This is a genomic window from Frigoribacterium sp. CFBP 13605 (assembly GCF_014839405.1).
GTDB lineage: Bacteria > Actinomycetota > Actinomycetes > Actinomycetales > Microbacteriaceae > Frigoribacterium.
Window position 1 is genome coordinate 1 of record NZ_JACYNS010000100.1, and the last position, 8,686, is coordinate 8,686.

The 8,686-nt window shown below is 73.3% G+C and carries 10 protein-coding genes; 4 read left to right on the plus strand and 6 right to left on the minus strand.

The window, feature by feature from the left end:
- Positions 1–372: hypothetical protein (locus IFT36_RS13590; protein WP_200413396.1), on the minus strand; the 372-nt coding region annotated here is incomplete at its 3' end.
- A gap of 230 nt (positions 373–602) precedes the next feature.
- Here IFT36_RS13590 and IFT36_RS13595 point away from each other — a divergent pair.
- Together IFT36_RS13595 and IFT36_RS16585 are read left to right on the plus strand one after the other, a co-directional pair.
- A complete protein-coding gene (locus IFT36_RS13595) occupies positions 603–758 on the plus strand; it encodes a hypothetical protein (RefSeq protein ID WP_156155614.1) in 156 nt (51 codons plus the stop codon).
- A 67-nt stretch (positions 759–825) separates the two neighbouring features.
- The gene (locus IFT36_RS16585; protein ID WP_307785113.1) at positions 826–1,347 is read left to right on the plus strand and encodes a GNAT family N-acetyltransferase; all 522 of its coding nucleotides are present in this window, start codon (positions 826–828) and stop codon (positions 1,345–1,347) included.
- 30 nt (positions 1,348–1,377) lie between these two features.
- On the opposite strand, the gene IFT36_RS13605 is transcribed toward IFT36_RS16585, so the two are convergent.
- Complete coding sequence (locus IFT36_RS13605) at positions 1,378–3,168, minus strand: outer membrane protein assembly factor BamB family protein (RefSeq protein ID WP_200413397.1); 1,791 nt, start codon at positions 3,166–3,168, stop codon at positions 1,378–1,380.
- 110 nt (positions 3,169–3,278) lie between these two features.
- Here IFT36_RS13605 and IFT36_RS13610 point away from each other — a divergent pair, with 110 nt between their 5' ends.
- On the plus strand, positions 3,279–4,826 hold the full coding sequence (locus IFT36_RS13610) for an APC family permease (RefSeq protein ID WP_200413398.1): 1,548 nt from the start codon (positions 3,279–3,281) through the stop codon (positions 4,824–4,826).
- Positions 4,827–5,005: 179 nt separating this feature from the next.
- Here IFT36_RS13610 and IFT36_RS13615 read toward each other — a convergent pair whose 3' ends face one another.
- Positions 5,006–5,698: a peroxiredoxin-like family protein gene (locus IFT36_RS13615; RefSeq protein ID WP_056043793.1), complete on the minus strand. Its 693-nt coding sequence runs from the start codon at positions 5,696–5,698 to the stop codon at positions 5,006–5,008.
- Positions 5,699–5,895: 197 nt separating this feature from the next.
- Between IFT36_RS13615 and IFT36_RS13620 the strand changes: the two genes are divergently transcribed.
- Positions 5,896–6,360 (plus strand): MSMEG_6728 family protein, encoded by a 465-nt coding sequence (locus IFT36_RS13620; RefSeq protein ID WP_200413399.1) that lies wholly within the window; start codon positions 5,896–5,898, stop codon positions 6,358–6,360.
- An 88-nt stretch (positions 6,361–6,448) separates the two neighbouring features.
- Here IFT36_RS13620 and IFT36_RS13625 read toward each other — a convergent pair whose 3' ends face one another.
- The 3 genes from IFT36_RS13625 to IFT36_RS13635 all read right to left on the minus strand — a co-directional run.
- Complete coding sequence (locus IFT36_RS13625; RefSeq protein ID WP_200413400.1) at positions 6,449–7,165, minus strand: peroxiredoxin-like family protein; 717 nt, start codon at positions 7,163–7,165, stop codon at positions 6,449–6,451.
- Positions 7,166–7,482: 317 nt separating this feature from the next.
- Positions 7,483–8,259 carry an Fpg/Nei family DNA glycosylase gene (locus IFT36_RS13630; protein WP_200413401.1) on the minus strand — a complete coding sequence of 259 codons (777 nt, stop codon included), beginning with the start codon at positions 8,257–8,259 and terminating at the stop codon, positions 7,483–7,485.
- Positions 8,260–8,262: 3 nt separating this feature from the next.
- Positions 8,263–8,686, minus strand: a 424-nt coding sequence (locus IFT36_RS13635) for a hypothetical protein (RefSeq protein ID WP_200413402.1), incomplete at its 5' end; no start/stop codon positions are given.

The following is an 8,686-nucleotide window of genomic DNA, read 5'->3' on the forward strand; positions in this document are numbered from 1 at the left end:
GTCGCCCGCGGCACCGCCGGCGCTGACGAGGACGTCGCCGTCGAGCCGGTCGGGGCCCACCGCGGGCTCCGCCTGCCAGAGGAGGCACCGACCCTGGTCCGCCGGCACGCCGACGTCGGCGGGCGTCAGCGTCCACGACCCGGGGACCGGCTCGTGCCGCAGGTCGTCGCCGACGACGCCGTCGAGCGCGGCGGCCGACGAGTACCGCGGTGCCTCGACCAGGCCGACGGTGGTCACGAGCGCCGCGGCGGCGACGACCGCGGCGGCCACGAGGGCGAGACGGCGAGGGCGGGAGGCGCGGTGCCAGACGGCGGCCCCGCGGCGGCGGGCGCGCGCGAACGGGTGGTCGCTCGGTCGGGCGTCGTCCGTCACCCGGCCATGGTACGAGGCGGGCACGCGGGCGGGCCGTGAGCGGTCCCGGGGGCGGGACCCGCGCCTCCTGGGCTCCCGGGGTCGGCCGTTAGGCTGGTGCGGGCCGTCCGGTCCCGCCCACCGGTGCACGAGCGGCGCCGCCCGTTCGCCCTCTCGTCGCCCGTCCCCGAAGGAGCCGCGCCATCGAAGCCGTCGTCATCTCGATCCTCGCCCTGGCGATCGTCGTGCTCGTGGTCATCCAGGTGATCTACCGTCGCCGCGTGCTGCAGCGCCGGGAGGCCTCCGGTCAGCGGGTCGTCGGTCGCGGCACCTACGTCGTGTTCGGCGTCATGGCGGCGTTCTTCCTCTTCGCGGTGTTCGTGTTCCCGCTGCTGGTGCGGGGGTAGTCCGTGTCGAACCGGGTCGTGTCGCACCGGGTCGTGTGGCACCGCACCGCGTCTCGTGCATCCCACCGTGTCTAGTCGCGGTGCCGTGCACGAACTGCGGTGTGCTGTGCCGGCCGACGTCGAGGCGTGCCTGGCCGTCTGGGTCGCGGCGTGTGCTGCACGCGACGGGCGAGCGTTCGACGGGGTCGCCGAGCGGGCCCGGCCGAAGTTCGGCGCGGGCGTCGTCTGGCTGGTCGCGGACGCGCCCGTCGTGGACGGGCCCGACGTGGACGGGCCTCGTGGCGTCGACGGGTTCGTGCTCGCGATGCGGCCCGGCAGCGGTTTGCCGGGCGACCCCGAGGACGCCCCCGTCGTCGGCCTGCTGGCTACCAGGCCCGGCGCCCAGGCGCGCGGGCTGGGGCGTGCCCTCTTGAGGGAGGCGACCTGTCGGCTCGGCGCGCTCGGCCACCGCCGCGTCGTCTTGCACGCACTCCTCGACAACGTCGCCGCGGTCGGGCTCTACGAGAGCGAGGGGTGGGTGGCCGCGGGCGACCCGTTCGAGCACTCGCTGCTGAAGCGGCCCACGCAGCGGTTCGACCGGCTGCTCTGAGCCGAGCTCGTCGGCGCCGCAGCCGTGACGTCAGCGGTCGGCCACCGCCGTCGGATCGGCCAGGCGTCGGACGACGCCGTCCTGGGTCACGACGACCAGGTGTTGCCCCCAGAACTCGTACGTCAGCACGTCGTCACGCGACGTCCGCCAGAGCTCGCGGCCGCTGGACCGGTCGAGGGCGACGATCGCCAGACGCCCGTCGACCCCGAAGGTCTGCTGGTAGACGGTCGTGCGGCCCTGGGCGAGGGGTGCCGAGTACCCCGGCAGGGTCGCCTCGAAGACCACGCGCCCGTCATGGGCGTCGAACGTCGTCACGGTCGAGGTCTCGTCGCCGAAGTCGCTGGACGGTGAGACGGTGACCTGCACGTCGTCGAAGGCGGAGCTCGGCGAGGGGTTCCACCCCGACTGCACCGTCTGTCCGCTGGCGACCGGGACCGTGGTCGACCACACGGTCTCGCCCGTCGAGGGCGACAGGCAGGTGACCGCGCTCCGACCCACGGGTCCGTCCGCGTCGGCGGTGTCGCCCGCGTCGTCGGAGCCCCTCGGCCCGGCGACCACCGGGTCGCCGCTCACGACGGGGGCCGTGACCGTGACGCACCGGTCCGACACGATCAGCGAGGCGTCGCCCGACAGGTCGGCGGACCAGTCCACGGTGCCCGGCCGGTCCTGCGAGAAGGCGACCAGCTGCTGCCCGGAGGGGGCGGCGAGCGTCACGACGACGTGGTCGCCGGCCGCCTCGGGCCAGCCGTAGGTGTCGTCGTCGATCGGCAGGCGGTGCACGTCACCGGTGGCGGCGTCGATCACCCGTGATCCGTCGCCGGCCGTCGTCAGCACGTAGAACTCGTCGTCGACGAGCCTCACGGTGGCCTGCGACGGTTCGTCGGCTCGCCACGACACGGTGTCGGGGGCGTCGAGGGCACGGAGCTCGTACCCCGTCACGTCGCCCTCCTCGGTGGTCGGACCCGAGCCGTCGGGCCCGAACCTCGTCCGGGGCTGGTGCGAGACGAGGACGGTCGTCGACGAGACCTCCTCGATGCGCGTCACCTGGTCGGGATCGGACGACTCGACCGCCGACGACCAGTCGGTGACCTCGCCCGTCCGCAGGTCCAGTCGGGCCAGGGTCGAACCCGCGTCGACCTCGACGACCAGGGTGGCGGTGCGTCCGTCGGCGTCCGGCGTCACCCGGACCGACCGCACCGCCCGCCCCAGGGCCGTGGCCACGTTCGCGCTCCACACCACGTCACCGGTGTCGCCGTCGACCCGGGCCAGGCGCCCTCCGGCACCCCCGCAGCGGTCGGACTGCTCGGCCGACTGGGCGGTGACGAGTGCGTCGTCGCCGACCATCCCGGCGAACGCGTAGTAGGCGCACCCCGAGGGCATGCCGGGCGTGGCCGCACCGGCCAGGTCGGTCCGCCAGACGGTCGCCGTGGGCTCGGACCGCAGGTCGTCGACGAGCATCGCGGGGCGCACCGGCTCGTCGTACCGCGGCTGCATCGCGAGGCCCGCGCCGGCGACGAGCGCGGTCACCACGGCGACGGCGCCGACCGTCAGCCCGAGACGGCGAGCCCGGGAGGCGCGGCTCCACCCCCGGCGCAGCGCACGACCCGTCCGGCGTCCGACCGCCTGCAGCGGGGGTCGCCCCGCGCGCCGTCCTGCTCCGGTGGCCTCCACCCCGTCGTACCCGTCGCGAGCATCGACGTCGGCTGCGTGCTCGTCGGGGTGACCGGTCGCGGAGGCGGGCGTCGCCGGGGAGCCGGCCCGCGCCTCCCGGGCTGCCGCCGGGCGCTCGGGACGCGTCGGCTGCCACGGTCGTCCGTCCACGATGCCCCCCTCGCCCGCCATGCTACGAGACGCGGCCGGTCCGCCGGTATGCTGGCGCGTCGTCCCCCGAGACGGGGCGACCCCATCGCCCGCACCACCCAGGAGGCAGCATGAGCACCGTCCCCAAGGCCCGGGGTCTCAGCACCCTGTGGCGCACGAAGTCGGTCGAGTCGTCGCTCGCCGACTCGACGGGACCCGAGAACGGGCTGAAGCGCTCGCTCGGCGTCACCGACCTGACCCTCATGGGCATCGCCGTCGCGGTCGGGGCCGGCATCTTCTCGGTGGGCGCCAACGCCGCCGCGAACTTCGCGGGCCCGGGCGTGACGCTGTCGTTCATCCTCGCGGCCGTCACCTGCGGCCTGGCGATCATGTGCTACGCCGAGTTCGCCTCGACCATCCCCGTCGCGGGCAGCGCGTACACCTTCACCTACGCCACCCTCGGCGAGTTCCTGGCCTGGATCATCGGGTGGGACCTCATCCTCGAGACCCTCACCGGGGCGGCCGTGCTGGCCAAGTACTGGGGCATCTACCTCAGCACCGTGTTCTCCGGCTTCGGTCTCGACGTGCCCGACACCCTGTCGATCGGGCCGCTCGAGCTGAGCTGGGCGCCGTTCGTCATCGTCGCGTTCTTCACCGTGCTGCTCGTCCTGGGCACGCAGCTCAGCTCGCGCGTGGGCAGCGTCTTCACCGTGATCAAGGTCGCGATCGTGCTGTTCGTCATCGTCGTCGGCTTCTTCTTCGTCAAGTCGTCGAACTACACGCCCTTCGTCCCGGCGTCGCAGCCCCGCCCGGCCGGCGAGGGAGACGTCTGGACGCAGTCCCTCTTCTCGTTCGTCTCGGGTGCCGAGCCCGCGCAGTACGGCGTCTTCGGCCTGCTCGCCGGTGCCTCGCTCGTCTTCTTCGCCTTCATCGGGTTCGACGTCGTCGCGACCAGCGCCGAAGAGGTCAAGAACCCGCAGAAGACCATGCCCCGCGGCATCTTCCTGGGCCTGGCCATCGTCACCGTGCTCTACGTCATGGTGTCGATCGTGCTCACCGGCATGGTGTCGTACCGCGACCTCGCCGCCGTCGAGGCCCCGACCCTGGCCACGGCCTTCGACCTGGTCGGCGTCGGCTGGGCCGCCCAGGTCATCGCCATCGGAGCCCTCATCGGCCTGACGACGGTCATCATGGTGCTGCTGCTCGGCCTCGCCCGCATCGTCTTCTCGATGGCACGCGACGGCCTGCTGCCCCGCTGGCTCGCGAAGACCTCGGCCGTCCGCAAGACGCCCGTGCGCGTCCAGGTCATCGCCGGTGTGCTCGTCGCCCTGATCGCCGGGTTCACCGACGTCGGCGTCCTGGAGGAGATGATCAACATCGGCACGCTGTCGGCCTTCGTGCTGGTCAGCATCGGCGTCATCGTGCTGCGGCGCACGCGGCCCGACCTGCCGCGCGCGTTCCGGGTGCCGCTGTCGCCCGTGCTGCCGATCCTGTCGGCGGTGCTCTGCGTCTGGCTGATGTTCAACCTGACCACGCTCACCTGGGCACGATTCGCCGTCTGGCTCGTGATCGGCGTCGTCGTGTACTTCGCCTACGGGCGCCGGCACTCGCGGGTCGGTCTCGGCGAGGACGCCGCCGCCCCGGCACCCGCCGTCGACTCCGGTGGCCGTCCGAACTGAGCGGCACCGCCGACCGACGGAGGACCCCGTCCCGGACGATGTGCATCCCGATCCTTCGGGGGCCGTCGTCGGGGACGGGGTCCTTTCGCTGTGTGCCCGGGGTGTGACCGGCGGGACCGGGCCGGGCGCGCCTCCTCGGCCTCAGGAGGCGCGGTGCGGCGCAGGAGGCGCGGTGCCGGTCAGGAGGCCGGGGGCGTGTCGAGCGCGTCGACGGCGGCGACGACCTCGTCGACCTCGGTGCGGGTCGTGTAGTCGACGTGGACGTCGGCGAAGACGACCTTGCCGTCGCGGTCGACGACGAGGACGGTCGGGAACGGAACGTCGGCGGTCGCGTCGGCGTTGCTGTCGGCGACGTCGAATCCGAGGTCGGAGTGCACCGCACGGGCGGCCGCGACCGGCTCGGTCTGGATGCCCAGGGCCCGGACGAACACGTTGCCCGGGTCGGACAGCACCGGGAACTCGAGGCCGCCGTTCGCGACGGACCGTTCGCTGCCCTCGGGCGTCTGGGGGCTGATCGCGACCAGGGCGACGCCGCGCTCCCGCAGTTCGGGCAGCAGGTCGGCCTGGTAGGTCTTGAGCGTCAGGTTGCAGTAGGGGCACCAGGCGCCGCGGTAGAAGACCAGGACGGCCGGGCCCTCACCGACGGTCTCCGACAGCGAGACCTCGTCGCCGGCGGTCGTCACGAGCGTCGCGTCCACGATCGTGTCGCCCACCCGGACGGCGGCCGCGGGGACGCCCGTGTCGCGGAGGGCCGACTGCTCGTCGTCGAGGACCTTCGTGGCCTCCGTGCCGATCTCGGCGGTGAACCCCTCGTTGAACTCGGTCACCTTGTCGGCGATGCGGGTGGGGATGGGGGAGTCGGCGTTCGACATGGGGTCCTCTCGACCGTGACGGGGTGCACCGGGTTCGGGCCGGTCACCTCGGTCGAGGGTAGGCGGATGCGCGCCCGGGGGACCGCACGGGGCGGGGTGGTGTTCGCAATCGTCCGGCCGCGGCCCGGCTCGGGACCGGCCGCGCGCCCGTCCTCGGCGGCCGCACGGCGCCCCGCACGGGCGTGTTGGCTGGTGCGGTGCAGACGTTCCTTCCCTACGCCGACTTCCGTGCCAGCGCCGAGGTGCTCGACGACAAGCGTCTCGGCAAGCAGCGGGTCGAGACGCTCCAGGTCATGCGGGCGCTCGTCGTGCCCGGCTACGGCTGGCAGAGCCATCCGGTCACCGCGATGTGGCGGGGGTACCGGCCGGCGCTGATGGCCTACCAGGTCGAGACCTGCGCGGCCTGGGTCGCTCGGGGCTTCGCCGACACCTGCCTGGACAAGACGCTGGCCACCCTCGACGAGGTCCCCGCCAACGCGGCGGCGTTCCGCGCCGACGAGTTCGAGCTGCCTCCGTGGTTCGGTCGGGAAGACGTCCACCGCTCGCACCGGTCGAAGCTGCTGGCGAAGGCACCCGAGGCCTACGCCGCGGCGTTCGGCGACGAACCCGCCGACCTGGACTACGTCTGGCCCGTGCCGACCTCGGGCGACGCGTCGCGGTGACCCGCGGGGTCACCGGACGGGGTGACCGGGCGGGGTGACCGGCGGGGTCAGGCCGCGCGCGGTGACCGGACGGGGTGACCGGGCGGGGTCAGGCCGCGCGCGCCTCCAGCAGGTCGAGGGCGGCGACGATCTCGTCGACCTCGGTCCGCGTCGTGTAGTCGGTGTGGACGTCGGCGAAGACGACGACCCCGTCGTGGTCGATGACGAGCACGGTGGGGAAGGGGATGTCGCCCGTCGCGTCGGCGTTGCTGTCGGCGACGTCGAACCCGAGCTGGGTGTGGACGGTGCGGGCGTCGGCGCTCGGTTCGGTGCGGATGCCGAGCGCGCCGCTCAGCACGTTGCCCGGGTCGGACAGCACGGGGAACTCGAGGCTGCCGTTCGTCACCGACGCCTCGGAGCCCTCGGGGGTCTGCGGGCTGATCGCGACGAGCGCGACGCCGCGCTCCCGCAGGCGCGGCAGCAGCTCGGCCTGGTAGGTCTTCAGCGTCAGGTTGCAGTACGGGCACCAGGCGCCGCGGTAGAAGACGAGCACGGCGGGCCCCTCGCCGACGGTCTCGGCGAGCGAGACCTCGGTGCCCTGGGGCGTCAACAGCGTCGCCTCGACGACGGTGTCGCCGGGTCGCACGGCGTCGTCGGGCACGCCGGCCTCGCGCAGGGTGCTCTGCTCGTCGTCGAAGACCTTCGAGAAGTCGGGGCCGATCTGCGCGGTGAAGCCCTCGTTGAACTCGGTCACCTGGTCCGCGATGGTGGTGGTGGCGGGGGTGCTGGCGGTGCTGCGGGTGTCGGTGGGGTTGCTGTTCGACATGGTCGTCCTCTCGCGCTGACGGGCTCGCCGGGTACGGCCGTCGGGTGTCGCTGATCGTAGGCACGTCACCTCGGACCGACGCCGATCCGCGTCACGGGGCGTCACACGCGGCCGGACGGCCGGGCGCTCGGGTTCTCGGGCGCTCGGACCCTGCCCTGCCGATCGCCCCTGCATCCCGGCGCTGCTCGGCCGCCGACCCATGCCGCCACGATGTAAACATCCCGCCACACGATTGCGTGGCGGGATGTTCACATCGTGGCGGCGTGGCGGCGTGGCGGCGTGGCGGCGTGCCGGCGTGGCGGTCGTGCACGCGACCGTCAGCTCTGGCAGTGAGGGCACCAGTACGTGTCGCGCAGCTCGAGTTCGCTCTCGCCGAGCTCGCCCCTCTTGATCTTGGTGCCGCAGCGCAGGCACGGTTTGCCCGCCCGGCCGTAGACCCAGTCGGTCGTGCCGCGGAGGTTGCCGGTCGTCGTGCGGTCGACGCGGTCTTTGTTGGCCTGGATCAGCCGGTGCGCGAGGTCGATCATCTTGGGCCGGTTCTCGACCTCGCCGACGGGACGGGTCGGGAGCACGCCTCTCAGGAAGCAGAGTTCGTTGCGGTACACGTTGCCGACACCCGCCAGCACCCGTTGGTCGAGCAGCGCGAGCCCCACCTCGCGGGACGGGTCGGCCTCGAGGTTGGCGAGGGCGCGCGCGGCGTCCCAGTCGGGGCCGAGGAGGTCGGGGCCGAGGTGCGAGACCACGCTGTCGTCGTCGTCGCGGGCCACGAGCTCGACGATGCCGAGGTCGAACCCGACGGCGACCCAGTCGGCGGTCTCGAGCACGACGCGCGCCTGGTAGGCCGGACGTCTCCACTTCGTGCCGTGCCGGTAGACGTGCCACGAGCCCTCCATCTTGAGGTGCGTGTGCAGCGTCAGGTCGCCGATGTGGTGCAGCAGGTGCTTGCCGCGGGCGATCACGTCGTCGATCACCTCACCGCTGAGGTCGACGGTCGCGAACGCCGGCACCCGGAAGTCGCTGGCGGTGAGCGTCTGGCCGTGCAGGACCGCGTCGAGGTTCTTGGCGGCGCGGTAGACGGTGTCTCCTTCGGGCATCGGTCAGGCCCTCAGCCGAATGCCGCTCGGCGTCGGTGCGAACCCCGCGTCGCGCAGGGCGTCGCCGAGGGCGGTGCCCAGAACGAACTCGCCGTCGACCCGTTCGACCGCGAGCTTGCCGATGCGGTTGCGCACGGTGGCGGCCAGCGAACCCGCGGCCAGGGCGAGCTCGCGCTCGTCCGGCTCACCGAAGGTCAGCACCGTCTTGCCGCCGCGCTCCACGTAGACGACGAGCCGCCCGTCGACGAGCACCACGAGCGAACCGGCCTTGCGCCCCGGGCGGTGACCGGACTTCTTCTTGCCGCCCGCGCCTCCTGGGGTGTCGCTCGTCGCACGGTCGTCGCCCCCCGAGGAGGCGCGGGTCGAGCCGGCGGCGGAGCCCGCCTCGGCGCGCTCCCCGGCTCCGGTCGCCGTGGTCGCCGCCGCC